The organism is Massilia sp. METH4 (assembly GCF_037094685.1).
Classification (GTDB): Bacteria; Pseudomonadota; Gammaproteobacteria; order Burkholderiales; family Burkholderiaceae_D; genus Rugamonas.
This window is the reverse complement of record NZ_CP146614.1, coordinates 6,767,036-6,794,025: the sequence shown is the minus strand read 5'-3', so window position 1 is coordinate 6,794,025 and position 26,990 is coordinate 6,767,036. Positions and strand designations below refer to the sequence as shown.

The window sequence follows — 26,990 nt, the reverse complement described above, 5'->3', positions numbered from 1 at the left end:
GGGAAAGCGCGATGAGTTCCGTAACGACCAAGTTCGACGCTGTCGTGTCGCTGGCACACAAGTTCCTCCGTCCCCAGCTGCCCTACGAAGTGCCCGGCCACAACTGGGACCCCTTCTATTCGATGATCGCCACCGCGGCCGATATCCTGGAGGTCGACCAGAGCAGGCGTGACGAGTGGGTCAACTATACGACGCGCGTGCTGCGTCCCAGCGTGACGGGCAGCTACGACATCACCGTCACCGACTCCGACGACCTGTATATCGCGACGTACTGGGGGCTGGAGAAGGACTCGCAACTCTGGCTGTACGACACCACCTTCGATCCCGAGAATCCGCTCGTCAACATCATCGCATTCAACGAGCAGATCGATCACGAAGGCTACATCTACGGCAGCATCAACTGGCTTTCGCACTTGCCTGGGATGCAGCTGATCGGGGGGCACACCTACGTGGCGGTCATTTCGACCTATGACCCCGAAACCGTCGGCACTGCCTACCTGGAGATCGTCGGTCCGGGCGCGGTTCAGGTCACCGTTCCGGGCGAACCGGACGACACGGAACCGATGATGGGAACGGTCGGCGTGCCAGTGGCGCAAACCTATGGTGTCGGCGACGAGCTCGCTTTCACGGTCGGCCTCGACGAAGTGGTGATGGTGGATACGGCCGGCGGCACGCCAACGCTGGCCGTGACGATCGGCAGCCAGACAGTGCAAGCGCAATACGTGGGGGGCAGCGGCAGCGCGACCCTGACCTTCCGGCTGGTCGTCGACGCCGGGCACGGCGATGTGAACGGCATCGCCGTTACCGCTCTCGCGCTGAACGGCGGCACGATCCGTGACGCCGCCGGCAACGATGCCGATCTCACGCTGCGTGGCGTCGGCGATACGTCGGCCGTGCTGGTCGATGCCGTCGCACCGGTGGTGCAGGCGATCGCGGTGGCGCAGGTCACGCAGGCGTCGGTTTCCTACACCGTCACGCTGTCCGAAAGCGCGACCGGCATCGACGCGGACGACTTCACCGTAACGTCGACCGGCTCCGCGGCGGGCCGGGTCGCGTCGGTCACCGCCGTCGACAGCAGCACCTGGACGGTCACGGTCGGCGGCCTGTCGGGCGACGGCACCTTGCGCCTCGACCTGAAGGATGCGGGTACCGGCATCGCCGACCTGGGTGGCAATGCGATCACCGCCGGTTTCACGGCCGGCCAGGCGCAGGCGATCGATCGCCTGGCGCCCGCCGTGACGGCGGTCACCGCGCCGACACCCGGAACCTACAAGGCAGGCGAACTCCTGGACTTCACGGTCACGCTGGACGAAGCGGTGATCGTCGACACCGCCTATGGCATTCCGCGGCTGGCGCTGGCGATCGGCGGCCAAACGGTCCACGCGAACTACTGGAGCGGTAGCGGTCCCACGGAACTGGTGTTCCTGTATGTGGTGGCACCGGGCGACGCCGGCGCCGTCGCCGTCGGGGCCCTTACGGCCGGGGGGGCCACGCTGAAGGATACGGCGGGCAACGACGCCACGTTGTCGCTGGCCGCGCACCTGCCGCCGCTGGAGGGCGTTGCGGTCGATGCGCGCGGCCCGAAGGTTTCCGGCCCGGTCGCCGTGCCGTCCGCCGGCACCTACACGATCGGGCAGCACCTCGACTTCACCATCACCTTCGACGAGGACATCGCCGTCAGCGGCGACGGGGGCACGCTGGGGCTGGTGATCGGTGCGACGCTGCGCGAGGCGAAGCTGGTTGCAGCCACCGCCAATTCGCTGACCTACCGCTATGTCGTGCAGGCGGGCGACGCGGATGCCAGCGGCATCATCCTGGGGGAGCTCGACGTGTACAACGCCAGCATTCGCGACCTGGACGGCAACGACGCCATTCTTGCGCTGGCCGGGCACCAGCCGGCGCTGGCTGGCGTGCTGGTCGACGGCAGCGCGCCCGACACCGGCGCGCCGGACTTTCTGACGGCCGCCGTCCTTGGCCGCACGCTGGTGATGACCTATGGCGATGCCGGCCAGCTCGACGCCGGGCAGGTGCCGGCACCGGGCGCCTTCACGGTGAAAGTGAACGGGGCGGAATTGGGCGTGACGTCGGTCGCCGTCGATGCCGCCGCGCGCACGGTCACGCTGACGCTCGAGACGGCGGTGCTGCACCAGCAGGCCGTGACGGTAGCCTATACCGACCCGACCAGCGGGGACGATGCGCGGGCAATCCAGGACGGCGCCGGCAACGATGCGGCCACGCTGGCCGCCGCTCCCGTGTTCAACGCCACGCCTCCCTTTGAACAGGTGTATGGCTACACTACGCTGACGGACGGCGTGCTGGTGCACATCGATACGGGCCCGAATGGTGCCGCTCCAAGGCACGTGCTGACGATTCCAATCGTGGTGCCGGAGCGCGAGGAGCGGATCGGCGCCATCGACGCGGCCGACATTTCGCTGGCAGACGACGGCAACTTGGTAAGCCTGCTGACGGCGCAAGTGCCGGTCGGCTTCGGACTGAAGTCCAGCGGCACCGCCACGCTGCGCCCCGCGGCGCTGGCCGACCTGGTGGAGGCGATCCGCGCCCACACGGCCGACGGTTCGGCCGACCAGGCGCGGCTGACGGGAGCGGGCAGCGCCTTCATCGGCACGCTCGATGGCGACGCGCCGCTGCTGGTGCGTACCATCGTGCCCATCGCGGCGGCGAACGCCGTGCCCAGTGAACTGCGCATCGTCGGCGGGTACGGGTTCGGTCACGTCCCCAAGGCGGTGGTGGTCGATGCCCGCGCCTTGCCGGCGGGCTCGACCATCGCCCTGGACGATGTCGAATTCGCTGTCGTGGTCGGCGCCGTGCGCATCGTCGGCAATGGCGCGACGCGGCTCGTGTGGGGGGATGCCAGCGCCCAGCAGATCACGCTGGGCGAGAGGGACGATGTGCTGCACGGTGGCGCGGGCGACGATATCTTGCGCAGCGCCGGGAGCAGCGACCATGTCTTCGGCGAGGAAGGAAACGATATTGTCTACGGCGGGACGGGTAACGACACGCTCGACGGCGGCAGCGGTGCCGATATCGCTCTGATGACCGGGGCCGGGCGTGCCGATTACAGCCTGCGCGTGGTCGATGGCGCTCTCATGGCGACTCACCGCGATGGCGGCATCGACGGCATCGACGTGCTGGCCGATGTGGAGACGCTGCGCTTCCTGAGGGGCGACACGTCGGTTGCCGGCAGCGTCGCGCGCGTGTTCGAGGCACTGACCGGCGCGCGGGCCGGCGTAGCGACGGTCGATGCGTTGGCCGCGACGGTCGCTGCGGGCGCGTCCCTGAAGCAGTTGGCCGGCGTGCTGTACGCGCAGGATGACGCCGGCGCCACGCTGGACGACACGGCTTTCGTCGCCCAGCTGTACCACCGCGTGCTCGACCGCGCGGCGGACGAAGGCGGCTTGCAGTTCTGGGGGGACCGGCTGGCCGATGGCGCGACACGGGGCGAGGTGGCACTGGCACTGGCCGACTCCCCGGAAAAGCTGGCGATGCCGGCCGACGTCGCCTTCGGTGCCACCGACGTGGCCACCCTGGTGCGGCTGTACAGCGCCCTGTTCGACCGGGCGCCGGACGAGGGCGGCCTGAACTGGTGGATCGGCGTCCACGGGGCGGGCAATTCGATGGCGGGGATCGCCGACGCGTTCGTTGCTGGCACGGAAGGCAGCGGCTGGTATGGCGCGCTCGACGATGCCGAATTCACGGCAGCGCTGTACCGCACCGCGCTGCACCGCGAAGCCGGCGCCGGCGAGGCGCAGTACTGGACGGATCTGCTGGCAAACGGTGCGCTCGATCGCGGCGACGTGGCACTTGCTTTTGCCGACAGCCCGGAAAAGATGGCGCTGATCGGTACCATGTCGACCACGCTGGAAACGCTGTACGGCTGACCTGGCGGCGGCGCCGCATCATCGGGTCGGCGCCGTCGCTATTTTGCTGCAAGTGCAAAGCGCCGTTTTACTCGCCCCGCAGGCGGAATTCGCTTGACCGCCCGGCGAGCGGGGGCCTATTCTGGTTGCGCCGCACAACTTGCGCCGCACAACCCCCGCTGCAGCGTTGCACGACGCCCAGCCGCCAACCCGATAGGAATTGCGATGACCACTTACCCACCCCAGGCGCCAGGCCAGGGCGCCGACTTCCTGAACATCATGGCGCAGCTCGGCAATGTCTACACCCATTCATTCCAGTCGAGTGCCCAGGAACTGTGGATGAGCTCGACGCGCATCGTGCAGGAGCACGCGGCGCGCGCCATCGTCAACGCGGCGCAGGATTGCATGGCCGCGCTGGCAAGGAACGCCGTCGAGATCCAGCAGCGCTCGTTCGCCGACATCGTCGGCGCCCACCAGCAGGCGCTCACGCAGATGGGCAGCGCGTTCACCAAGGCCGTGATGGCGGGCGCCACGCCGCAACCGTACACCCATCTCTTCGCGCCTGCCTGAGCGCTGCGCGGAGATTTGTAGCCAGTTTGTAACGACCTGCCGGCGCGGTTCGCGCCGCGCATTCCCCGCCAGTTCAGCCTTCCCGACGCGCGTCTCCCGTTGCGGTCCACGTATCCCACTGTATCGGGGTGTAAATGTAAGCAAAGCGAAACAAACCGCCGAATCCGCTGTGTTAGAGTCGATTTGATAAGCATAGTTACTCTACTGAACAGTCAACAAGGATCAGCGATGACGTCGCCAGCAGCGCCCACGACCCCTTCGAACAAACCCCGCCGCCGTACCCGCATCCTCGGAACCATCATCGCCGTTCTCGCCATCGCCGCCATGGGCGGACTGGCATGGTACCTGACGCACCGGCCCGTGGAAGGCGGGCCGGGCGGGCCAGGCATGGGCGGCCCCGGCGGGCCGGGCGGGCCGGGTGGGCCGGGTGGCCGGCGCGGCGGCATGGCGACGACGGTGGGCGTGGCCACGGCCGAGCAGGCCGACCTGCCGGTGACCCTCGATGCCCTGGGCACCGTGACGGCGGCGGCGACCACGACGGTGCGGCCGCAGGTGTCCGGCATCCTGCAGAAGGTGCTGTTCAAGGAGGGCCAGCTGGTCAAGGCCGGCCAGGTGCTGGCCCAGATCGATCCGCGCCAGTTCGAGATGGCGCTGATGCAGGCCACCGGCCAGCGCCAGCGCGACGAGGCCCAGCTGGAGAATGCGCGGCTGACGCTGGAACGCTACCGCACGCTGCTGTCGCAGGACTCGATCGCCCGGCAGGACGTCGACACCCAGGCCGCCCTCGTCAAGCAGCTGGAAGGCACGGTGATGACGGACCGCGCCGCGGAAGGCACGGCGCGCCTGAACCTGGGCTACACCAAGGTGGTTGCCCCGATCAGCGGCCGCGTGGGCCTGCGCGTGGTCGACGTGGGCAACCTGGTGTCGAGCAGCGATGCCAACGGCATCGCCGTGATCACCCAGCAGTCGCCCATCGACGTGGAATTCGCCGTGCCGCAAGACCGCGTGCCGGACATCATGAGCCGCGCATCGACCGGTGCCGCGCTGGCCGCCCAGGCCTATGACCGCACCCGCACCGAGGTGCTGGCCACCGGCCGCTTCGCCGCGCTGGACAATCAGGCCGACACGTCGACGGGCACCGTGATGGCCAAGGCGCGCTTCGACAACGACAGGATGACGCTGTTCCCCAGCCAGTTCGTCAACGTGCGGCTGGAAATGCGCACGATCAGGAACGCCGTGCTGGTGCCGGTGACGGCGCTGCGCCACGGCACCGACGGCGACTACGTCTGGTTGCTGAAGAACGACCGCACGGTGACGATGCGGCCCGTGAAGCGCGGCCAGGCCACCGTGGACAAGGTGCAGGTCGTTTCCGGCCTGAAGGTGGGCGAGCGCGTGATCACCGAAGGCGCCGACCGGCTGAAGGAGGGCGCGAAGGTCATGCTGCCGGGGGATAAGCAAGGCCCACGCGGCCAGGGGCGCCAGGCGGACAACCGCCCGGCAGCCGCGCCGGACGTGGCGGCGGGCGCCGTGGGCAGCGACGCGGCGAAGATGCCGGCCCGCCGCGCCGAGCAGGGCGAGGCGCCCGAACGCGCCATGCCGGAAGCGGGCGGCCGCAGCGCGCCGAGCGCCGCCGATGCGCAGGAAACGGCGCCTGGCGTGGGCGGCCAGCGCAACAATGAGCGGGGCAATGAGCGCCGCGAGCAGCCGGCAGCCGCGCGATGAGTCCATCGGCACCATTCATCCGCCGCCCGGTCGCCACATCGCTGCTGATGCTGGCGATCATGCTGGCGGGCCTGGTGGGGTTCAAGTTCCTGCCGCTGTCGGCGTTGCCGCAAGTCGATTTCCCCACGCTCCAGGTGCAGACGCTGTATCCGGGTGCCAGCCCGGAAGTGATGGCGCAGACGGTGACGGCCCCGCTGGAGCGCCAGTTTGGCCAGATGTCGGGCCTGCAGCGCATGAGTTCCACCAGCGCGGCGGGGGTTTCGATCATCACGCTGCAGTTCGGCCTGGGCCAGACGCTCGACGTGGCCGAGCAGGAAGTGCAGGCCGCCATCAACGCGGGCGGGTCGCTGTTGCCGACCGACCTGCCGGCTCCGCCCGTGTACGCCAAGGTCAATCCGGCGGACGCCCCGGTGCTGACCCTGGCGATCACGTCGGACACGATGCCGCTGACGGAAGTGCAGAACATCGTCAACACGCGCCTGGCCCTGAAGATCAGCCAGGTGTCGGGCGTGGGCCTGGTCAGCCTGTCCGGCGGCCAGCGCCCGGCCGTGCGCATCCAGGCCGATACGCTGGCGCTGGCCAGCTACGGCCTGGGCCTCGACACGCTGCGCACCGCGATCTCGAACGCGAACGCCAACAGCGCCAAGGGCTCGTTCGACGGCCCCACGCGAGCCTTCACGATCAACGCCAACGACCAGCTGCTCACGGCCAACGACTATAAGAGCCTGATCGTCGCCTACAAGAACGGCGCGCCGGTGCGGCTGACGGACGTGGCGCGCGTGGTCGACTCGGCCGAAAACGTCAAGCTGGGCGCCTGGGCGAACATGAAGCCGGCCATCATCCTGAACGTGCAGCGCCAGCCGGGCGCCAACGTGATCGCCACCGTCGATGCGATCAAGGAGCGCCTGCCCGAGCTGCAGGCCGGCCTGCCGACCGCGCTGCGCGTGGACGTGCTGTCCGACCGCACCACGGGCATCCGCGGCTCCGTGCATCACGTGCAGCTGGAGCTGGTGCTGGCCGTGGTGCTGGTGGTGCTGGTGATCTTCCTGTTCCTGCACAGCGTGCGCGCGACGGTGATCGCCAGCCTGGCCGTGCCGATTTCGCTGATCGGCACCTGCGGCGTGATGTACCTGATGGGCTACAGCCTGAACAACCTGTCGCTGATGGCGCTGACCATCGCCACCGGCTTCGTGGTGGACGATGCGATCGTGATGATCGAAAACATCGCCCGCTACATCGAGGAAGGCGAAACGCCGATGGCCGCCGCCCTGAAGGGCGCGAAGCAGATCGGCTTCACCATCATCTCGCTGACGGTCTCGCTGATCGCGGTGCTGATTCCTCTGCTGTTCATGGGCGACGTCGTGGGCCGCCTGTTCCGCGAATTCGCCGTCACGCTGTCGATCACGATCCTGATCTCGGCCGTGGTGTCGCTGACCCTGGTGCCGATGATGTCGGCGCGCTGGCTCACCTCGCACAAGAACGACGACCCGAAGAGCTTCGGCGGCCGCGTGCAGCATTTCTTCGACCGCGTCATCTTCCACTATGACCGCTCCCTGCAGTGGGTGCTGCTGCGCCAGGGCCTGACGCTGGTCGTGGCGCTGGCCACGCTGGTGCTCACCGTGGTGCTGTACATCCTGATCCCGAAAGGCCTGTTCCCCACGCAGGACACGGGCCAGCTGCAGGCGCGCATCGAGACGGCGCAGGCCGTGTCGTACAGCCGCATGGCCGAGCTGCAGAAGCAGGCCGCCGCGGCGATCCTGGAAGACCCGGAAGTGCAGTCGCTCAGTTCCATCGTGGGCGTGGATGCCGCCAACAACACGATGCTGCACACCGGCCGCATGCTGATCAACCTGAAGGAAGACCGGGGCGACCAGGACGCGCTGATGAACCGCCTGCGCCAGCGCGTGGCCGAGGTGCCGGGCGTGCGCATCTACCTGCAGCCGACACAGGATCTGACGATCGACGCGGAAACGGGTCCCACGCAGTTCCGCGTGTCGCTCGAGGGCGCCGACACGGCCACCGTCAACGAATGGGCGAACAAGCTTGCCGTGCAGATGGCAAGGAAGGAGCAGTTGCGCAACGTGGTGTCCGACGCCGGCGCCACCGGCGCCGCCGCCTACATCAGCATCGACCGCGACACGGCTTCACGCTTGTCGATCACGGCCTCGGCCATCGACGATGCGCTGTACAGCGCGTTCGGACAGCGCATCGTCTCGACCATCTTCACCGAGACGAACCAGTACCGCGTGATCCTGGAGGCGGCGCCGGGCATGCTGTCCACGCCGCAATCGCTGGGCGACTTGCAGATCCGCACCGGCGGCGGCAAGCCCACGCCGCTGTCCGCCGTGGCGACCATCACCGAGGCGCCGGCGCCACTGCAGATCACCCACGTGGCGCAGTATCCGGCCACCACGCTGGGTTTCGATACGGCTGACGGCGTGTCGCTGGGCCGCGCCGTGGACGCGATCAGGGAAGCGGCGGCCGAGATCGGCCTGCCCGGCTCCGTGACGATGACGTTCCTGGGCGCCGCCGGCGCCTACCAGGCTTCGCTGACGAACCAGCTGTGGCTGATCCTCGCCGCCGTCGTATGCGTGTACATCGTGCTGGGCGTGCTGTACGAAAGCTATATCCACCCGCTGACGATCCTGTCGACGCTGCCGTCGGCAGGGGTGGGCGCCTTGCTGGCGCTGATGGTGTCCGGCCAGGACCTGGGCGTGATCGGCATCATCGGCATCATCCTGCTGATCGGCATCGTGAAGAAGAACGCCATCATGATGATCGACTTCGCCATCGAGGCCGAGCGCGATGAAGGCCGCCCGCCGCGGGAAGCGATCCACCAGGCCGCGCTGCTGCGCTTCCGGCCGATCCTGATGACGACGCTGGCCGCGCTGTTCGCCGCCGTGCCGCTGATGTTCGGCTGGGGCGAGGGCGCCGAGCTGCGCCGGCCGCTGGGCCTCGCCATCTTCGGCGGGTTGCTGGTGAGCCAGCTGCTGACCCTGTACACCACGCCCGTGATCTACCTGGCGTTCGACCGGCTCGGCCAGCGCTTCGGGAAGAAGCCCGGCCTCGGCGCCGGCGCCAAGAGCCCGGAGGCATCGTGAACCTGTCCGAACCGTTCGTCCGGCGCCCGATCGCCACCGTCCTCCTGACGATCGGCCTGGCGCTGGCCGGCATTGCCGCGTTCTTCGTGCTGCCGGTCTCGCCGCTGCCGCAGGTGGACTTTCCGGCGATCTCGGTCTCCGCCAACCTGCCTGGCGCCAGCCCGGACACGATGGCCAGCAGCGTGGCCACGCCGCTCGAGCGCAGGCTCGGCGTGATCGCGGGCGTCAACGAGATGACATCGCAGTCGTCTTCCGGCTCGACGCGGATCAACCTGCAGTTCGACCTGAACCGCAAGATCGATGCCGCCGCCCGCGAAGTGCAGGCGGCCATCAATGCCTCGCGCGCCGACCTGCCGGCCACGCTGAAGAGCAATCCGACCTATCGCAAGATGAACCCGTCGGATTCGCCGGTGATCATCCTCGCGCTCACGTCGCCCACGCGCCGGCCGGGCCAGATCTATGAAGCCGTATCGAACATCGTGCAGCAGAAGCTCGCGCAGGTGAAGGGCGTGGGCGATGTGGAAATCGGCGGCGGCTCGCTGCCGGCCGTGCGCATCGAACTGCTGCCGTTCGCGCTGAACCAGTACGGCGTGTCGACCGAGGACGTGCGGGCCGCGATCCAGGCCACCAATGCCAACCGCCCGCGCGGCGCGATCGAGAGCGAAGGCCGGCGGCTGCAGATCTACTCGGCGCCCGGCACGGCGACGGGAGGGCGCACGGCGGCGGACTACAAGGACCTGGTCGTCGCCTGGCGCGACAATGCCGCGATCCGCCTGAGCGACGTGGCCACCGTGGAAGATGGCCCGGAGAACAAGAACACCCTGGGCCTCTTCAACGGCCAGCCGGCCGTGATCGTGCTGATCACGCGCCAGCCGGGCGCCAACATCATCGAAACGGTGGACAGCGTGCGCGCGCTGCTGCCCCAATTGCGCGCCCAGCTACCGCAGGACATTACCGTGTCCGTCGCGTCGGACAGCACCACGTCGATCCGCTCGTCGCTGCACGAAGTCGAATTCACGCTGATCCTCTCCGTCATCCTCGTGGTGCTGGTGGTCAGCGCCTTCCTGCGCAGCGTGCGCGCCACGGTCATTCCCGCCATCGCCACCGTCGTGTCGCTGCTGGGTACCTTCGGCGTGATGTACATGCTGGGCTTTTCGCTCAACAACCTGTCGCTGATGGCGCTCACGGTGGCCACCGGCTTCGTCGTCGACGACGCGATCGTGGTGCTGGAAAACACCGCGCGGCACGTCGAGAACGGCATGGACCGCTTCAAGGCGGCGCTGCTGGGCGCGAAGGAGGTGGGCTTCACCGTGCTGTCGATCAGCCTGTCGCTGATCGCCGTGTTCATTCCCTTGCTGTTCATGGGCGGGCAGGTGGGGCGGCTGTTCCGCGAATTCGCCGTCACGCTGTCGGCCGCCGTCATGATCTCGCTGGTGATTTCGCTGACGACCACGCCGATGATGTGCGCCTGGCTCCTTCGTTCGGAGAAGGACCGCAGGCCGCCGGGCCGCATCTCGCGCGCCTTCGAAGCCGGCTTCAACTGGATGCAGCGCGTGTACGCGCACGCGCTGGACTGGGCGCTGCACAGCGTGGGCCTGGTGATGCTGATCCTGGCCTTCGTGGTGGCGCTGAACGTGTACCTGTTCGCCGCCGCGCCGAAGGGCTTCTTTCCCCGCCAGGACACGGGCCAGATCAACGGCGGCATCCGCGCCGACCAGAGCATCTCGTTCCAGGCCATGCAGCAGAAGCTGCGCCAGCTGGTGGACATCATCCGCAAGGACCCGGCTGTCGATACCGTGGTCGGTTTTACCGGCGGTTCGCGCGCGGGCGGCGGCTTCATGTTCGTCAACCTGAAGCCGGCCGACGAGCGCGACGTGGCCGGGCAGGCGGTGATCGACCGGCTGCGGCCGCAACTGGCCAAGGTGACGGGTGTGCAACTGTTCCTGAATCCGGTGCAGGACTTGCGGATGGGCGGCCGGTCCAGCAATTCCACCTACCAGTACACCCTGAAGAGCGATAACCGCGAGGACCTGAAGAACTGGGCGATGAAGCTGGCCGATGCCATGAAAAATTCGCCGGAGCTGACGGACGTGGACACCGACCAGCAGGACAATGGCGTGGAAACCTTTGTGACGATCGACAAGGAGACCACGGCGCGCTTCGGCATGAGCGCGCGCGACGTCACCAATGCGCTGTACAACGCCTTCGGCCAGCGGCAGGTAGCCACGATCTACGATGAGCTGAACCAGTACAAGGTGGTGATGGAAGTGGCGCCGGAATATGCGCAGAGTCCCGAGGCGCTGCGCGATGTGTACGTGCCGAGCAAGGCGGCCACGTCGACCGACAGCACGGATACGGCGTCCGCGTCGGGCGGCACCAATGCCGCCACGAACAATGCGCAGGGCCAGCGCGATACGTCGACCGGCTCGGCATTGTCCACCGCGCGTGCGGCGATGGTGCCGCTGTCCGGCATCGCCTCGTTCGCGGAGAGCGCAACGCCGACCTCGGTCAATCACCAGGATGGCGAGCTGGCAACGACCATCTCGTTCAACCTGGCCGAGGGATACACGCTGAGCCAGGCGCAGGAGGCGGTGAAGGGGGCCGAGGCCGATATCGCCATGCCGAACAATGTGCGCGGCAGCTTCGAAGGGCAGGCGAAACAGGCGGAAGAATCGAACCGGCAGCAGCCGCTGCTGATCCTGGCCGCGATCGTCGTCATCTACATCGTGCTGGGCATCCTGTATGAAAGCCTGGTGCACCCGGTGACTGTGCTGTCCACCTTGCCCTCGGCGGGCGTGGGCGCGGTGCTGGCACTGCTGCTGTTCCGCATGGAGTTTTCCGTCATCGCGCTGATCGGCGTGTTCCTCCTGATCGGCATCGTGAAGAAGAACGCCATCCTGATCATCGACTTCGCGCTGGAGGCGGAGCGGGCCCGCGGGCTGACTGCCGTGGAAGCGGTGCGCGAAGCATGCCTGCTGCGCTTCCGCCCCATCCTGATGACGACGCTGGCCGCCGCGCTGGGCGCGCTGCCGCTGGCAATCGGCTTCGGCGAAGGCTCCGAGCTGCGCCAGCCGCTGGGCATCGCCATCATCGGCGGCCTGATCGCCAGCCAGCTGCTCACGCTGCTGACGACGCCGGTCGTCTACATCCTGCTGGACAAGCTGCGCACCCGCAATCCCGAAGAACGCAACCTGAGCCGCGCCGCCGGCGTCGAGCCCCTGACCACATGAAGACAACCAAGATGTATCGCCTGTCCGCCATTGCCCTGGCCGCCGCGCTGTGCGGCTGCGCCGTCGGCCCGAAGTACGAGGTGCCGACGGCGGCATCGCCCGCCACCTTCAAGGAAGCCGAAGGCTGGACGCCGGCCGCGCCGGCCGACGCGCTGGAGCGGGGACCGTGGTGGAAGCTGTTCGGCGATCCGATCCTCGACGAGCTGGCCGCCGCGGTCGAGGTGAACAACCAGAACGTGGCGCTGGCCGCGGCGCGCTATGCGCAGGCGCGCGCCGTGGTCGCCGAGCAGCGCGCGGCGCTGTTCCCCACCGTGTCGCTGAACGGCTCCGGCACGCGCTCCGGCGGCGGCGACACGCGCCCATCGAACAACTACCGCGTCGATATCGGCGGCAGCTGGGAACCCGACCTGTGGGGCAGCCTGCGCGCCGGCGTGACGGGCGCGCAGGCGAGCGCCCAGGCCAGCGCGGCCGACCTGGCGGCGGCCCGGCTGTCCGCCCAGGGCGAGCTGGTGGCCAACTACGTCGGCCTGCGCCAGGCCGACGTGGAAAAGCAGATCCTCGACACGACGATCCAGGGGTATGAAAGGGTGCTGCAGATCACGCAGAACCGCGTGAATGCGGGCGTGACGGCGAAATCGGACCTGCTGCAGGCACAGACGCAGTTGTTCAACGCGCGCGCCGAACTGTTGACGGTGGTGCGCCAGCGCGCCGTATATGAACATGCGATCGCCGTCCTGCTGGGCAAGGCGCCGGCCGAATTCTCGCTGGCGCCGGTGTCGTGGAGCATCGTCGTGCCGGAAGTGCCGCTGGGCGTGCCGTCGACACTGTTGCAGCGCCGGCCCGACATCGCCGCCGCCGAGCGCGCCGTGGCCGCGGCCAACGAGGACATCGGCATTGCCCGCTCGGCGTACTTCCCCTCGCTGAACCTTTCGGCCTCTTACGGGTATGGCAACAGCCGGGTGGGCGGGCTGTTCAGTGCCTCGAACAGCCTGTGGTCGCTCGGCCTGTCGGCGGCCCAATCGATCTTCGACGCCGGTGCCATCGCCGCCCGCGTCGAGCAGACCAGGGCGGCCCGCGACGCGGCGATCGCCAGCTACCGCCAGACAGTGCTCGAAGCCTTCGCCGACGTGGAAGACCAGCTGGCGGCCACCCGCGCCCTGGCCGAGCAGCAGGAACTGCGCCGCCAGGCTTCCGAAGCGGCCGACCAGGTGGAGCAGCAGATGGAAAACCGCTACCGGGCAGGGCAGGTGAACTACACGGAAGTCGTCAGCGCCCAAGTCACCGCACTGTCCGCCCGCCGCGCCCTGATCCAGGTGCAGGCCGACCGCCAAACCACGGCCGTCGCGCTCATCCAATCCCTCGGCGGCGGCTGGCGGAGTTCGCTGCCGTAAACGGTCCATGCCTGCGCCGCAACGCCTTGCCGTACAACGCGTACTGTCTGCGGCGTTGCGGCTTGCCCTGAACCGTTTGCGGCAACGTGATGCGTGAGAGGTACGCATGCAGAAAAACCGAACCCCGGTCACAGGCACCGGTTTTCTTGCAACATTTCCCGAAACGCGGTGACAGGCACCGGTTTTTTTGAAATGTTTCCTAAAAATCGGAGCCTGTCACTCGTTTTTTTACCTATACTTCCCCGGCTTTTCATCAACCCAGGGGAACATACCTTGTTCAAAAAACTCGTACTGCCGGCCGCTCTGCTGGCCGCCTTCGGCGTCGCACACGGCGACGAAGGCCAGTGGCAACCCCACCAGCTGCCGCAACTGAAATCGGAATTGAAGCGTGTCGGCATCCAGATTCCCGCCGAACAGATTGCCGACCTGACGAAGCATCCGATGAGCGCCATCGTGTCGCTGGGCGGCTGCTCCGCTTCGTTCGTGTCGCCCGATGGCCTGGTGGTCACCAACCACCACTGCGCCTATGGCTCGATCCAGCGCAACTCCACGGCCGAGAAGAACTACATCGCCGACGGCTTCCTGGCCAAGACCCGCGCGGAGGAGCTGCCTGGCGGTCCGAACGCGCTGGTGTACGTCACCGAGAAGGTCGAGAACGTGACTGGCCGCGTGCTGGAAGGGCTGGAGAACGTGGGCGGCAAGGCGCGCCACGAGCAGATCGAGCGCCGCGTCAAGCAGCTGATCGCAGAGTGCGAGACGGATAAATCGTACCGCTGCTCCGTGCCGGCGTTCCACCGGGGCCTGGAGTACTACCGCATCCGCCAGATGATGATCCGCGACGTGCGCCTCGTCTACGCGCCGGCCGACATGATCGGCAACTACGGCGGCGATATCGACAACTACGAGTGGCCGCGCCACACCGGCGACTATTCGTTCCTGCGCGCCTACGTGGGCAAGGACGGCCGCCCGGCCGATCCTTCACCCGACAACGTGCCGTATAAATCGAAGGACTTCCTGGTGGTGTCGGCCGAGGGCCTGAAGGCCGGCGATCCGATCCTGCTGGCCGGCTATCCGGGCCGCACCAGCCGCTACAAGCTGCCGGCCGAAATCCGCTTCGCGCGCGACACCTCGTACCCGGCCATCGTGGCCGAATACCAGGCCGACCTGGACACGATCGCCGCGGCCACGAAGAACAGCAAGAACGACGAAGTGCGCTACGCGTCGGTCGTGAAGTCGATCAACAACCGCATGAAGAAGACCCAGGGCCTGCTGGACGGCTTCGCGCGCAAGGATATCGCTGCCATCAAGGATGTGCAGGATGCCGAGTTCCGTTCGTGGTATGGCAGGCAGCCGAACGTCTCCCGGGCCATGTTGTCCGAACTGGATGCGGCAATCGCCGCCGACATGGCGCTGGAACAGCAGACCTTCGCCTGGAACGTGGCAACCAATTCCGACCTGTTCAAGTCCGCGCGCACGCTGTACCGCCTGGCGCTGGAACGCAGGAAGCCGGATGCGGAGCGCGAGTCGGGCTACCAGCAGCGCGACCTCGCCATGATCAAGGCACGCCTGACGCGCCTGGAACAGTCGTACGTGGGCAGCGTGGACCAGGCCCGCTTCACGGCCGGCCTGCAGCGCTATGTGAAGCTGCCGGCGGCATTCCGCCCGCAGGGCCTGGATGCGCTGCTGCCGTCGGTGGCCGACCTGCCCGCGCTGTACCAGCAGAGCAAGCTGGGTGACACGGCCATGCGCCTGGCGCTGCTGGACGCCGATGCCGCCACCCTGGAGAAGTCGGACGACCCGTTCATGCAACTGGCCGTCAGGATGCACGCCTTCGCGCTGGCGCTGGAAGACCGCTCCAAGGAATCGGAAGGCAATCTGGAAAAGGTGATCCCGCAGTACATGAGCGCCGTGATCGCGTGGAAGAAGTCGCAGGGCAAGCCGGTATACCCGGACGCCAACTCCACGCTGCGCGTCACCTACGGCACCGTCGACTCCTACTCGCCGAAGGACGGCATCACCAAGGGCCCGTTCACGACGGTGGAAGGCATCGCCGAGAAGCATACCGGCAAGGACCCGTTCAACGCGCCCCAGCCCCTGCTCGAAGCGGTCAAGGCCAAGCGCTACGGCCAGTTCAAGGACCCGATCCTGGGCACGGTGCCGGTCAACTTCCTGTCCAGCGCGGACACGACGGGCGGCAACTCCGGTTCGGCGATCGTCAACAAGCGTGGCGAACTGATCGGCCTGAACTTCGACTCGACCTATGAATCGATCACCAAGGACTGGTACTTCGATACGGCCATCACCCGTGCGATCCACCTCGACGTGCGCTACATGCTGTGGGTGATGAAGGAAGTCGACCATGCCGACAACCTGCTGAAGGAAATGACGATCAGATACCCGAAGAAGTAAGCCGGGATCGTCCTTCCTGAAAGCCGCCGTCCGCAAGGATGGCGGCTTGCTCATTTGCCGAGCAGGCCGAGCGTGGCCTGGTCCGGCGCGCCGCCGTAGAAGGTGTCGAGCGCCGTGGCGAACACGCCATCGCTGTGCGCCGCATTGGCAAACAGCGTCATCGACGAGCGAAATTTCAATGCATCGACGTGGCCGAGGATCACGTCGATCGGCGTGCCCGCGTGCCCGTTGACGAGGTTCGTGCATTCGCGCAGCCGGGCGCCAAGGACCGGGTGAGCCAGGTAGGCCCGCGCCTCGTCCAGTCCCGCGATGCCGTAGAAACGGCTCGTTTCCGACCGGCCCAGTTCTTTCAGCTGCGGAAAGATAAACCACATCCAGTGGCTGGCCTTGCGGCCGGCGCGCAGTTCGGCCAGCACCTCGTCATAGGCGCGGTCCTGGGCGGCGATGAAACGGTCGAGGTCGAACTGCATGCTGTCCTCCATGGGGAGCATGCAGTCTAACCTTATTTGCCGATGTGCTTCGCCAGGAAGGCCTCCAGGCGGCGGTAGACCTCGATCTGGTTTTCCGTGTCATAGAAGCCGTGCCATTCATAGTCGACGTAGTACCACTCGGGTGGCCGGCCTGCCTTCTCCAGCGCATCGCGCATGCGGAACGCATGTTCCTTCGGCGCGATCGTGTCCTTGCCGCCGTGGATGAGCAGCACGGGCGCCTTGATCGTGCCAGCGTGCAGCGCCGGCGAGATGCGGTCCAGTTCCGCGATATCGTCGCCCACGTAGCGCCGGTAGAAGCTCGCAAGGCTCTTCGACCGCTTTGCCCTGTCTTCCTCGAAGAACAGCTTGAGGTCGTACACCCCGGCGTAGCCGACGGCGCACTTGAACAGTGTTGGCTCGCGCGAGGCGAGCGTGAGGGCGGCATAGCCGCCGAAGCTGACGCCGTAGACGCACATCCGATCGGCGTCGATGCCGGCGTTGTCGGTGGCCCAGCGCACGCCATCGACGAGGTCGTCCATGATCTTGCCGCGCCATTGGCGGTAGCCCGCCGCCTGGAACGTTTCACCGCGCCCGCCCGAGCCACGGAAGTTCACCTGCAGCACGGCGTAGCCGCGGCTGGCGAGGAATTGGGCATCCGTGTCGAAGTACCAGCCATCGTGGGGGCCGTGCGGGCCGCCATGGGGAATCAGCACGAGTGGCAGCTTGCCGGCCGCCGGCTGGCGCGGCAGCGTCAGGTAACCGTGCAGTTGCAAGCCGTCGCGTGCCTTGAACGAGATCGGCTTGCGCTCGGCCATTTGCTCCGGATCGAGCGAGTCCATGGCGGCAAAGAGCATGTCCGCGCGGCCGGTGGCGCGGTCGAACAGGTAATAAGTGCCCGGATCGCGATCGCTCTGGACGACGAACAGCAGCTTGGCCCCATCCTGTGTGGCATTGAGGAAGCGCACCACGTCGCCGGGAAACTGCGCGGCGAGCTGCTTGTGCAACGCGACGTCGGCATTGCTGTCGGGCTCGAGGTAACGGACCTGCGGCTTGCCGACGGACGTGAACGCGGCGATCGGCAGGTAGCGGCTGCTGCCGAACATGACGTTGTTGATGGAACCGTTGGCATCTTCGGCCACCACCCGGCGCGCGCCGGTGGCCAGATCTTCCCGCACCAGCACGTGCGGTTCGCCGTGCCGCGAATGCCATGCCATGAACTCGCGGTCATCGGCCGAGAAAGCGAATGGATCGAGCAGCGTGCCGGTCTTTTCCCGAGGGACGCGGATCCAATTGTCGCCTTCGCGCCGTAATAGCGTGAACAGCGCCGCTTCGTCGTTGCCGCTGGCGAACCGCGGTTCGCCATCGTTCTGCACATTGAACCCGAAACGTGGGTAGGGCACGCGCGCGACCGACCGGCGCTTGCCGCTCTGCGTGTCGACGTCGAGCAATTCGCTGAAATCGGCGTCCCACAGGTGGGCGGAAAGGAAGGCCCGGCCATTGGGCCGGGCGGGAATGTCGGCGATGAACGCGGAACCGTAGTCGTCGGCATAGCCGCTGGTGCGGGCCGAATTCTTAAAGCGTTCGAAGCCGTACAGGTATTCCTGCTTCTTGCCGTCGTAATCCATCGCCAGCACCTCGCCATACGACGACGGAATCTCGCGCGAACCTTCCTCGCGGCCCTTGCGCACCACGAGACGGGTATTGCTGACCCAGTCATACGTGAGCGGCACCTGGAATGCGGGCAGGCGCACCACGCTTTCCATCTTCAGGTCGGGCAGGCTGTAGAACGTCATCGTTGGCACGTCGCGCTTGCCGATCGGCATGCGCACGGTGACGACGAGGTGCTTGCCGTCAGGCGACAGCCGGGGTTGGGCGAATTGTTCCTGCTTGACGAAGGCGGAAATCGGGATGGTGGCGGCCGGCGCCTGGGCGAATGCGGGCAGGGCGGGCAGGGCGAAGAGGAGCAGGAATGAGCGGTTCATGAGGATACGTGAAAATTTCGTCCATTATTCTGCAATCCACTAAAATTAACAATATGCAATAATTGGTGAGAATTCTCATCGATCGAGGCCGTGATCCACGCTGTATGCCAGCCGATATGGTTCGGCGGCCACCCCCGTGGCATAATCCGCCGTCCCCCTGAGCTGTCTCATGAACGAAACCCTCCACCTCCTCGGCCTCTCCACCACACCGCTCGAACTGCTGTCCTTCGCGCTGTCGATCGCCACCGTCTGGCTGAACATCCGCCAGAACCACTGGGCGTGGCTGTTCGCGATCCTCTCGTCGGCACTGTATGGCGTGGTGTTCTTCGAGGCGAAGCTGTACGGCGACATGGGCCTGCAGCTGGTGTTCATCACCGTGTCGATCTGGGGCTGGTACCAGTGGCTGCATGGCGACGAGACGCATGCGCGCCTGCCCGTGACACAACTGCCGGGGGCGGGCAGGGCCGCCGCGGCACTCGGCTGGATCGTGGGCTTCATCGCCCTGGCCTGGTTCCTGATGACGTTCACGGATACCGACGTGCCGTTCGCCGATGGGTTCCTCACCGCAGGCAGCCTCGTGGGGCAGCTGCTGCTGTCCCGCAAGAAGCTGGAGAACTGGCATGTGTGGATCATCGTCGACGTGCTGTACGTGGCGCTGTACGTGCACAAGGGCCTGATGCTGACCGCCTTGCTGTACGGGCTCTTCGTGGTGATGGCCGCGATCGGCCTGCTGGCCTGGCGCAAGTCGATGCTGGCCAACGAAAAGGCGAGCGAAGCGATGGTGCTGCCATGAGGACGATGCGCGTGGCGATCGTGGGCAGCGCCTCGTCGGGCAAGACCACCCTGGCCCAGGCGCTGGCCGAGCGCTACCGGGACGCGTGGGTGCCGGAATACCTGCGCGAGTTCGTCGACCTGCGCGAGCGCGTGCCGGTCGAGGGCGACCAGCTGCACATCGCCGAGACCCAGGCCGCGCGCGAAGACCTCGCCCTGGCGCGCGCCAGCCGTTTCCTGTTCTGCGACACCACGCCGCTGATGACGGCCGTGTACAGCCGCCATTACTTTGGGCGTATCGATCCGAAGCTGGGGGAATTGGTGACGGCGCGCCGCTACGACGTGACGCTGGTGTGCGCCCCGGACATCCCGTGGAAGCCGGATGGCTTGCAGCGCGAGCCGGAAGACCAGAGCGCCGCCGTCAACGCGATCCTCGCCGAAGAACTCGCCGCCCGCGCGATCCCGCACGTGCGCATTCACGGGCCGCTGGAGCAGCGGCTGCGGCAGGTCGAAGAGGTGTTGGGGCGTGGCTGAGCCCGTGTCTCTTTGTGCTGTCTCTTGATGCTGTCTCTTGTGCCAGGCACCGCGAGACACGGGCTCAGCCAGAAAAACTTGCTACGCGTTAGCAGGCATAACCTGCGCACACGGTTCCCCGCGGGGCGAATGGCTGGCAACCGCTGACGCCGATGCTGGGCAATAGCTGAGCCCGTGTCCCATGGGTACCTGGCACCAAGGGACATGAGCTCAGCTGTAAAACATCAGAAATTCAGCTGCGCGGACACGCGGAACGTGCGCCCGAGGCCCGGCATCAGGTAGCCGCCCAGGTCGGGCGTGACGTCGCGCCAGTAGAACTTGTCGAAGGCGTTGCGCACCTGGGCGCGCAGTACCAGCGGCATGTCGTTCACGCGCGTGATGTACGAGGCGCCGAAGTTGGCCACGTGGTACTTCGGCACGAACACGGTGTTCTCCTCGTCGAACGCTTTCTTGCCGGCGAACTGCCAGTCGCCGTTCACCTTGAACGCCGGCGAGACCGCATACTCGGCGAAGACGGTGGAGCGGATGGCCGGCACGTTCGTCACCCGCTTGCCGTCGTAGATGCTTTGCCCGGTGCCGCTTTGCTTCGTGTTCAGCGCGGCCAGCGAGGCGCCGACCGTCAGCTCGCGCGTGGCCTTGCCTTGCGCCGAGAATTCGACACCGCGATGCTTCGCCTGGCCATTGCGCACGAAGGTATTGGTGGCGTCGATGTACTCGAGGCCCTTCTCGATCTGGAACAGCGCCGCCGCCATGCTGATGCCGGCGATTTCCGCCTTGGCGCCCAGTTCCACCTGCTTCGACTTCGATGGCGCCAGGGCGCGGTTCTCGTTCGTCGTCTCCATCGGCGCGATGCCGCCGTGTTCCAGGCCGCGGGCATAGGTCGCGTACAGCGACAGGTTGCCGCGCGGGCTGTACACCAGCGAGGCATTCGGCAGCCAGAAGCTGGCGCTCGATGGGGCCACCCCAAGCTCGTCGCGCTTCAGTTTTACGTAGCGCGCCCCGGCGTGCAATTTCAGCTCGCTGGTGATGCCCACGATGTCCTGCACGAACACGGCGCGCTCGTTGTCCTTGCGCTGCACGAACGACGGCCCGGTTTGCAGGTCGCTGCGCGGCGGCACGACGACCGGATGGTAGATATTGCTGGTGCCGGCATACTCGTACACGTCCTCGCCCCAGCTTTCCTTGTTGCCGTAGTAGGCCAGGCCGGTCGACAGGTCGTGCGTCAGCGCGCCGGTGGCGAAGCGGCCTTGCAGCATGGCCTGCGCCGCCAGCGGTTTCTTCTGCTCGTCGAGACTGCGGTAGTCATACACGTCGTAGTCGCCGTTGCCGCAGAAGCCCGGATACAGTTCCTGCGCCGAGCAGCCGTACGGGAAGGCCGTGTAGTCGTCGCGCTTGAACACGTGGCGGTTGGCCTTCACCTCGAGCTTCCAGTCCTGCGCCAGCTGGTACTGGAAGCGGGCGCCGAAGTTCATGCTTTCGGTGGCGACCGGATAGCTCCACGGCTGGTCGTTCAGCAGGGTGGCGGGATCCACGTCCGGCAGCGACACGTTGTTGATCAGCTGGAAGCCCGGCGCCGAGACTTGGGACTTCTTCTGGTAGTCGGCGTCGACCTGCAGCAGCGCCCGCGGCGAGATCTGCCAGTCGAATGCGCCGGATACGAAGCTGCGGCGGCCATCCGCGCCTTCCACGTAGGAGCGCAGGCGCTCGCCGGCCACGTTGATGCGGTAGCCGAAGCGGCGGTCCTCGAAGCGGCCGCCCAGGTCGACGGTGCCGAGCAGCGTGCCGCGCTCGCTCACTTCGAACAGCACCGAGCGCAGCGTGGTGTTGGTGGGGCGCTTGGTCACATAGTTGACCACGCCGCCGGGCGCGGCGACGCCGGCGGTGAGGCCCGCCAGGCCTTTCAGCACCTCGATGCTTTCCTTGTTCTCCAGCGGGATCTGGGTGTCGCCCGAAATTGCCAGGCCATCCTTGCGGTAGCTGGTGGCGTTAGCGAGCTTGAAGCCGCGGATCGAGAATTGCTCGGCATAGCCGACGGCGTTGTAGGCGTCGCTGATGCTGGCGTCGTAGCGCGCCGCGTCGGTGGTGGAGCGGATGTTCAGGTCCTGCATCTGCTCGCGCGTGATCACGCTGACCGAGGCGGGCGTTTGCAGCAGCGGCGTTTCGGCGAAGCCGGCCACCGAGGCGCGGTCGGCGGCGCCGCGCACGGCGGTGACAATGACTTCCGTCATCGCCGGGTCGGCTTGCTGGGCGAAAGCGGCGGATGCGTGTGTGGCCTGCGCGATGGCCAGCGCGGCGGCGGAGATGGTGGTCTTGTTCATCGGTGTGCTCTCTAGTTCTAGTTCTTTGTCGAACCAGCGAGGAGCACAGGAGGGTAAGTTCGGGGAGGTTCGGAGGAACCGACTGGTGACGAACACTGCTTTGCGCTTTCCTTCGCTGGCATTATCCAGATCAGGTACGAAGGGTATCTCTCACCCGGAAAACGCATTCCAGGACCCCTAGCGAAGCCGAAAGCTTATCACATTTGACTACAATGTCGTGCGCCATCGGTCCGGGCGCATTGTTATACTTGTGGAAACATGGGCTTGGACCGACAATATCACCCTCGATGTTATCCTTGATGTCACCCTTGATGTGACCCTTGATGTGACCCTTGGTGGGACCCTTTGTGTCAGTCCATCGTTCCACGCCGACAGGAGGCTGCCATGACGCAGGAACACGTCGTTGAACACCGCGAGGGCCTGGACGCCCAGGTGCTGGACATGCACCGTGCGCTGACCTCGCTGATCGACCGGCTGGGCGCGCTGGACATGTATAACCAGCGCTTCGCGGCCTGCACCGACCCCGAGCTGAAGCTCGTGCTGGCAAGCCAGCGCGACAGCACGCGGAAGCACGTGGCGATGCTGATCGAATGGGTGCGCCGCCGCGACCCGAAGCTGGACAAGGAATTGCGCGATGCGCTGTTCAAGGCCGGCCCGATCGCCGCCCAATATCGCTACGACGAAAATATGTAAGGCAGTCCACACAATGAGAATCGAATGAAGCAGCCGTATCACGAAGGAAGCTGGTTTGCCGTGCCACTGATCAATGGCGGCTACGCGACCGGGCTTGTCGCCCGCATGTCGCCCCAGGGGAAGATCATGCTGGCCTATCTGTTCGGGCCGAAGCGGGCCACGATGCCCATGCTGGCCGATGTGCAGGGCCTGAAGGCGGGTGATGCCCTCAAGGCCATCCGCACGGGCGACATGGCGCTGGCCAACGGCCGCTGGCCGGTGCTCGGCGACGCCGAGCATTTCGACCGCAACGACTGGCCCGTGCCCGTCTTCATCCGCCGTTCCGACGCGTTGAAGCGCGCCTGGCAGGCCACCTACGCGGACGATCCCGCCAAGCCCGAGCGCGAAGTGTCGGTACCCTACGAAACGGCGGGGCTGGAAAGCGACTCGCTGTTCGGCTACGGGTCGACCGAGCTGCTGCTGACGAAATTGCTCGACTAGGGCTGCAAGGAGAAGGCCATGCAGTTGCACCAGGGAGGATGTTTTTGCGGAGCGGTGCGCTACGTGGTCACGGCCGAACCGTTCAACAGCACGCTTTGCCACTGCACGATGTGCCGCCGCGCCAGCGGAGCGCCCTGCGTGGCATGGTTCTCGGTACCGCGCGCCGGGCTGCATTTTTCCGCCGGCAGCCCGGCCTTCTATCACTCGAGTCCCGGCGCGCGCCGCGGCTTTTGCGCCGCCTGCGGCACGCAGCTGACGTTCGAGGACGACCGGTCCCCCGGCGAACTCGATGTCACCACGGCCAGCCTGGACGATCCCGAGCTGGTGCCGCCGGACGACCACACCTTCATGCAAAGCCACCTGCGCTGGCTGCAACTGGCGGACAGCCTGCCCCGCTACCTGCGCACGCGCGGCGAAGGCGCCCGCGAGGTACCCTGAGTCTCATTGCGGCAGCGGCGCGCACGCCGCCGCCCGCGACAGCAACAGCGCCCGTTCGCGCTCGTTCTGCGTCAACCCCGCGGCGCGCAGGAATTGCTCGCGCGCCTCCTCGTACCGCCCCAGCTTGAACAGGAAATCGCCGCGCACGCTGGGCAGCAGGTGGTAGTGCTTCAACGCGGGTTCATCGACGAGCGCATCGGCCACCTCGAGACCCGCGGCGGGTCCGAACGCCATCGCCAGCGCCACGGCGCGGTTGAGCTCAACGACGGGCGAGGGCGCCAGCTGCGCCAGCGCATCGTACAGCGCCGCAATGCCTTGCCAATCCGTGTCGGCGGCGCTGCGGGCGCGCGCGTGGCAAGCGGCGATCGCGGCTTGCAGGCCGTAGGGCCCCAGGCCCTTGCCGAGCCGGCCGGCCCGCTCCAGCGCGGCCAGGCCGCGGCGGATCAGCAGCTGGTCCCAGCGCGCCCGGTCCTGGTCCAGCAGCAGCACCGGCGCGCCGTCGGCGGCGATGCGGGCACGGGCGCGCGAGGACTGGATTTCCATCAGCGCCACGAGCCCGTGCACCTCCGGCTCGCGCGGTACCAGTTCGGCCAGGATGCGGCCCAGCCGCAGCGCCTCGTCGCACAGGGCCGGCCGCATCCAGTCGGTGCCCGCGCTGGCCGAGTAGCCCTCGTTGTAGATCAGGTAGATCACTTGCAGCACCGATTCCAGGCGCCGCACCAGTTCGTGCCCCACGGGCACCTCGAACGGCACGCGCGCCTCGGCCAGCGTGCGCTTGGCGCGCACGATGCGTTGCGCCAGGGTCGGCTCCGGCACGAGGAAGGCGCGGGCGATTTCCTCCGTCGTCAGACCGCCCAGCAGCCGCAGGGTGAGCGCCACCCGGCCTTCGGTGGGCAGCACCGGGTGGCAGGCGATGAAGACGAGGCGCAGCAGGTCGTCGCCAATCGGGTTTTCCAACGCCCGCTCCAGGTCGGGCGCGGCATCTTCCAGCAGGCTTTCGATTTCGTAGGTGAGCTGCGGCTCCTTGTCCTGCGCCAGCCTGCGGTGGCGCAGGTGGTCGAGAGCGCGGTTCTTCGCGGCGGCCATCAGCCAGGCGGCCGGCTTGTCCGGCATGCCCGCTTCGGGCCACGTTTCCAGCGCCGCGACCAGCGCTTCCTGCGCCATTTCCTCGGCCAGGCCCACGTCGCGCAGCATGCGCGCCAGCGCGGCGATGATCTTCGCCGACTCGATGCGCCACACCGCCTCGACGGTGCGATGGACCGCGCTGCTCAATGCCACTGGGCTCAAGCGCGCGGGCTCGCCACGGCCCGCAGTTCCAGCGTTACATCCGGCCAGGGGAATGGATAGCTTTTCACCCAGGCGATCGCTTCATCCACCGTCCTGGCCTGGATCAGCCAGAAGCCGGCGATGAGTTCCTTGATCTCGGTGAACGGGCCGTCGACGACCGTCGGCCGGCCGCCCTTGAACTTGACGCGCGCGCCCTTCGCCGTGCCTTTCAGCCCGTCGCCCGCCAGCAGTACGCCCGCTTGCGCATCCTTGGCGTTGCGCTCGTTCATGCGGGCGATGACTTCCGGCGGTGGAGGCAGCTCCGCTTCCAGGGCGGGACTGGAGCGTATCAGCACCGCGTACGGCGTCAGGTGCGGCGGCGATTGCGAGTCGATGCCGGCGCAGCCGCCGGAGCACCCGGTCTCGCGCACTTCGAGCAATGCCTGCCCTTCCGCGTCGGCCGAGGGCCAGCGCCGCGCCCATTCGATCGCCGCCTCCTTCGACGGTGCATCGATGATCGCGAAGCCGGCCGCCAGTTCGCCGGCGGGGAACGGGCCTGGTTCGATGGACCAGGCCCCGGCGGAGCGGTGCAGGCGCACCGCCTCGCGGCTGGGATGCAGCCAGCGCGCGTCCGGCATGGCACGTTCGAGCGGCTCGCCCGGAAAAGCTTCGCTTTCGGAACCGGCGTCGGCGCGCCGTATCACCATGAAGTGCATCCCATCCTCCTCCTGATCGTGTCAGGAGGTGCTGGCGATGCGGTCGCGCAGCCGGTCCTCCTGTTCGCGTAATTCGGGCGTGAATTCGGCCCCGAAGTCTTCCGCCTCGAATACCTGGCGGATCTCGACCTCGTCGCCATCCTGCATCGGGGCGCGCTTGAGCCACTCGATGGCTTCCTCGCGCGACTTTACCTGAATCAGCCAGAATCCCGCAATCAGCTCCTTCGTTTCCGAGAAGGGCCCGTCGATGACGGTGCGCTCCTTGCCGTGGTAGCGGATGCGCACGCCGTTCGAGCTGGGGTGCAGGCCTTCGCCGGCCAGCATCACGCCGGCGTTGACGAGTTCCTCGTTGTATTTACCCATCGCGGCGAGCAGCTCGGTGGAGGGCATCCTGCCCGCTTCGCTGTCCGGCGTGGCCTTCACGATGATCATGAAACGCATGGCGGCCTCCTTGATTATTGTTGGGCCGCGTCGGGGCAGGGCATCGCCGTCTTCGAGGCTTCCAGCGCCTCTTCCGGCGGCACGTCGCGGATGTGCGTGGCCAGCGACCAGCTGTGGCCGAACGGGTCCCGCAGCACGCCGTAGCGGTCGCCCCAGAACATGTCCTGAGGCTCCATCACCACCTTGGCGCCCGCTTCGACGGCTTGCCGGTAGGCGGCATCCACGTCTTCCACGTAGTGGTGCAGGGTAACGGGGGAATTGGGCAAGTCCTGCGGGCCAATGCTGTTCCACTCGGGGAATTCGTCGACCAGCATCACCGGCGAGTTGCCGATCTTGATCATCGCGTGCATCAGCTTGCCGCCGCCATCGGGCACGGGCATGCGCACCATTTCGGTGGCGTTGAACGCCTTCTTGTAGAACTCGATCGCATCGGCGGCGCCGCGGCAGACGAGGTGCGGCGTCACGGTCGGCATGTCGTGTGGAACTTTCTCTGCTTCGCTCATGGCCTATCTCCTTCATTTGGTTTAGGGAACACGAACTGCGTTCCCATACTCCCACGACGGAGGGCAAAAGGCCAGAT

The 26,990-nt window shown here is 66.9% G+C and carries 19 protein-coding genes and 1 riboswitch; of the genes, 12 read left to right on the top strand and 7 right to left on the bottom strand.

Annotated elements, in window-relative coordinates; all coding sequences use genetic code 11:
• Positions 1-11 precede the first annotated feature (11 nt).
• The 7 genes from V6Z91_RS29505 to V6Z91_RS29475 all read left to right on the top strand — a co-directional run bounded on the left by V6Z91_RS29505 (position 12) and on the right by V6Z91_RS29475 (position 16,301).
• Positions 12-3,899, top strand: coding sequence for a DUF4214 domain-containing protein (locus V6Z91_RS29505; protein ID WP_338764760.1), 3,888 nt, complete (start codon positions 12-14; stop codon positions 3,897-3,899).
• Between the two features lie 204 nt (positions 3,900-4,103).
• Positions 4,104-4,448: a hypothetical protein gene (locus tag V6Z91_RS29500; protein WP_338764758.1), complete on the top strand. Its 345-nt coding sequence runs from the start codon at positions 4,104-4,106 to the stop codon at positions 4,446-4,448.
• Positions 4,449-4,676: 228 nt separating this feature from the next.
• The gene (locus V6Z91_RS29495; RefSeq protein WP_338764755.1) at positions 4,677-6,170 is read left to right on the top strand and encodes an efflux RND transporter periplasmic adaptor subunit; all 1,494 of its coding nucleotides are present in this window, start codon (positions 4,677-4,679) and stop codon (positions 6,168-6,170) included.
• Positions 6,167-9,271, top strand: a complete 3,105-nt coding sequence (locus tag V6Z91_RS29490; RefSeq protein WP_338764753.1) for an efflux RND transporter permease subunit — start codon at positions 6,167-6,169, stop codon at positions 9,269-9,271. The genes V6Z91_RS29495 and V6Z91_RS29490 overlap by 4 nt, the downstream gene beginning before the upstream one ends.
• Entirely contained in the window at positions 9,268-12,501 is a 3,234-nt protein-coding gene (locus V6Z91_RS29485; RefSeq protein ID WP_338764750.1) for an efflux RND transporter permease subunit, read from the top strand. Before V6Z91_RS29490 ends, V6Z91_RS29485 begins: the two co-directional genes overlap by 4 nt.
• A complete protein-coding gene (locus V6Z91_RS29480) occupies positions 12,498-13,892 on the top strand; it encodes an efflux transporter outer membrane subunit (protein ID WP_338764748.1) in 1,395 nt (464 codons plus the stop codon). The genes V6Z91_RS29485 and V6Z91_RS29480 overlap by 4 nt, the downstream gene beginning before the upstream one ends.
• Before the next feature lie 273 nt (positions 13,893-14,165).
• Complete coding sequence (locus V6Z91_RS29475) at positions 14,166-16,301, top strand: S46 family peptidase (protein ID WP_338764746.1); 2,136 nt, start codon at positions 14,166-14,168, stop codon at positions 16,299-16,301.
• Between the two features lie 50 nt (positions 16,302-16,351).
• Here V6Z91_RS29475 and V6Z91_RS29470 read toward each other — a convergent pair whose 3' ends face one another.
• Positions 16,352-16,771 carry a DUF1810 domain-containing protein gene (locus tag V6Z91_RS29470; RefSeq protein ID WP_338764744.1) on the bottom strand — a complete coding sequence of 140 codons (420 nt, stop codon included), beginning with the start codon at positions 16,769-16,771 and terminating at the stop codon, positions 16,352-16,354.
• A 32-nt stretch (positions 16,772-16,803) separates the two neighbouring features.
• Positions 16,804-18,753, bottom strand: a complete 1,950-nt coding sequence (locus V6Z91_RS29465; protein ID WP_338764741.1) for an alpha/beta fold hydrolase — start codon at positions 18,751-18,753, stop codon at positions 16,804-16,806.
• Positions 18,754-18,922: 169 nt separating this feature from the next.
• Between V6Z91_RS29465 and pnuC the strand changes: the two genes are divergently transcribed.
• Positions 18,923-19,546 carry a nicotinamide riboside transporter PnuC gene (pnuC, locus tag V6Z91_RS29460; RefSeq protein WP_338764738.1) on the top strand — a complete coding sequence of 208 codons (624 nt, stop codon included), beginning with the start codon at positions 18,923-18,925 and terminating at the stop codon, positions 19,544-19,546.
• The gene (locus tag V6Z91_RS29455; RefSeq protein ID WP_338764736.1) at positions 19,543-20,058 is read left to right on the top strand and encodes an ATP-binding protein; all 516 of its coding nucleotides are present in this window, start codon (positions 19,543-19,545) and stop codon (positions 20,056-20,058) included. Before pnuC ends, V6Z91_RS29455 begins: the two co-directional genes overlap by 4 nt.
• A 224-nt stretch (positions 20,059-20,282) precedes the next feature.
• On the opposite strand, the gene V6Z91_RS29450 is transcribed toward V6Z91_RS29455, so the two are convergent.
• Positions 20,283-22,376, bottom strand: a complete 2,094-nt coding sequence (locus V6Z91_RS29450) for a TonB-dependent siderophore receptor (RefSeq protein ID WP_338764734.1) — start codon at positions 22,374-22,376, stop codon at positions 20,283-20,285.
• A 90-nt stretch (positions 22,377-22,466) separates the two neighbouring features.
• Positions 22,467-22,565, bottom strand: a riboswitch (TPP riboswitch).
• Positions 22,566-22,760: 195 nt separating this feature from the next.
• Here V6Z91_RS29450 and V6Z91_RS29445 point away from each other — a divergent pair.
• Genes V6Z91_RS29445 through V6Z91_RS29435 form a run of 3 tightly spaced genes read left to right on the top strand, consistent with a single transcriptional unit; the run spans position 22,761 to position 23,987 of the window.
• Positions 22,761-23,069 (top strand): hypothetical protein, encoded by a 309-nt coding sequence (locus tag V6Z91_RS29445; protein ID WP_338764731.1) that lies wholly within the window; start codon positions 22,761-22,763, stop codon positions 23,067-23,069.
• Between the two features lie 24 nt (positions 23,070-23,093).
• Complete coding sequence (locus tag V6Z91_RS29440; RefSeq protein ID WP_338764729.1) at positions 23,094-23,549, top strand: Imm26 family immunity protein; 456 nt, start codon at positions 23,094-23,096, stop codon at positions 23,547-23,549.
• Positions 23,550-23,567: 18 nt separating this feature from the next.
• Positions 23,568-23,987: a GFA family protein gene (locus tag V6Z91_RS29435; RefSeq protein WP_338764727.1), complete on the top strand. Its 420-nt coding sequence runs from the start codon at positions 23,568-23,570 to the stop codon at positions 23,985-23,987.
• Between the two features lie 3 nt (positions 23,988-23,990).
• Here V6Z91_RS29435 and V6Z91_RS29430 read toward each other — a convergent pair whose 3' ends face one another.
• The 4 genes from V6Z91_RS29430 to V6Z91_RS29415 are packed head-to-tail and all read right to left on the bottom strand — an operon-like array spanning position 23,991 to position 26,913.
• Positions 23,991-25,265, bottom strand: a complete 1,275-nt coding sequence (locus V6Z91_RS29430; protein ID WP_338764724.1) for an RNA polymerase sigma factor — start codon at positions 25,263-25,265, stop codon at positions 23,991-23,993.
• Positions 25,266-25,270: 5 nt separating this feature from the next.
• On the bottom strand, positions 25,271-25,969 hold the full coding sequence (locus tag V6Z91_RS29425; RefSeq protein WP_338764722.1) for a YciI family protein: 699 nt from the start codon (positions 25,967-25,969) through the stop codon (positions 25,271-25,273).
• Positions 25,970-25,990: 21 nt separating this feature from the next.
• On the bottom strand, positions 25,991-26,410 hold the full coding sequence (locus V6Z91_RS29420; protein WP_338764720.1) for a YciI family protein: 420 nt from the start codon (positions 26,408-26,410) through the stop codon (positions 25,991-25,993).
• A gap of 14 nt (positions 26,411-26,424) precedes the next feature.
• On the bottom strand, positions 26,425-26,913 hold the full coding sequence (locus V6Z91_RS29415) for a VOC family protein (RefSeq protein WP_338764718.1): 489 nt from the start codon (positions 26,911-26,913) through the stop codon (positions 26,425-26,427).
• Between the last annotated feature and the right edge of the window lie 77 nt (positions 26,914-26,990).

Bases quoted from the DNA above. Each gene is read 5' to 3' on its own strand.
- V6Z91_RS29425 (WP_338764722.1), bottom strand. From the start codon at position 25,969: ATGCACTTCATGGTGATACGGCGCGCCGACGCCGGTTCCGAAAGCGAA.
- V6Z91_RS29480 (WP_338764748.1), top strand. From the start codon at position 12,498: ATGAAGACAACCAAGATGTATCGCCTGTCCGCCATTGCCCTGGCCGCC.
- V6Z91_RS29455 (WP_338764736.1), top strand. From the start codon at position 19,543: ATGAGGACGATGCGCGTGGCGATCGTGGGCAGCGCCTCGTCGGGCAAG.
- V6Z91_RS29415 (WP_338764718.1), bottom strand. From the start codon at position 26,913: ATGAGCGAAGCAGAGAAAGTTCCACACGACATGCCGACCGTGACGCCG.
- V6Z91_RS29470 (WP_338764744.1), bottom strand. From the start codon at position 16,771: ATGCAGTTCGACCTCGACCGTTTCATCGCCGCCCAGGACCGCGCCTAT.
- V6Z91_RS29450 (WP_338764734.1), bottom strand. From the start codon at position 22,376: ATGAACAAGACCACCATCTCCGCCGCCGCGCTGGCCATCGCGCAGGCC.
- pnuC (WP_338764738.1), top strand. From the start codon at position 18,923: ATGAACGAAACCCTCCACCTCCTCGGCCTCTCCACCACACCGCTCGAA.
- V6Z91_RS29505 (WP_338764760.1), top strand. From the start codon at position 12: ATGAGTTCCGTAACGACCAAGTTCGACGCTGTCGTGTCGCTGGCACAC.
- V6Z91_RS29445 (WP_338764731.1), top strand. From the start codon at position 22,761: ATGACGCAGGAACACGTCGTTGAACACCGCGAGGGCCTGGACGCCCAG.
- V6Z91_RS29465 (WP_338764741.1), bottom strand. From the start codon at position 18,753: ATGAACCGCTCATTCCTGCTCCTCTTCGCCCTGCCCGCCCTGCCCGCA.
- V6Z91_RS29440 (WP_338764729.1), top strand. From the start codon at position 23,094: ATGAAGCAGCCGTATCACGAAGGAAGCTGGTTTGCCGTGCCACTGATC.
- V6Z91_RS29420 (WP_338764720.1), bottom strand. From the start codon at position 26,410: ATGCGTTTCATGATCATCGTGAAGGCCACGCCGGACAGCGAAGCGGGC.
- V6Z91_RS29435 (WP_338764727.1), top strand. From the start codon at position 23,568: ATGCAGTTGCACCAGGGAGGATGTTTTTGCGGAGCGGTGCGCTACGTG.
- V6Z91_RS29490 (WP_338764753.1), top strand. From the start codon at position 6,167: ATGAGTCCATCGGCACCATTCATCCGCCGCCCGGTCGCCACATCGCTG.
- V6Z91_RS29495 (WP_338764755.1), top strand. From the start codon at position 4,677: ATGACGTCGCCAGCAGCGCCCACGACCCCTTCGAACAAACCCCGCCGC.
- V6Z91_RS29500 (WP_338764758.1), top strand. From the start codon at position 4,104: ATGACCACTTACCCACCCCAGGCGCCAGGCCAGGGCGCCGACTTCCTG.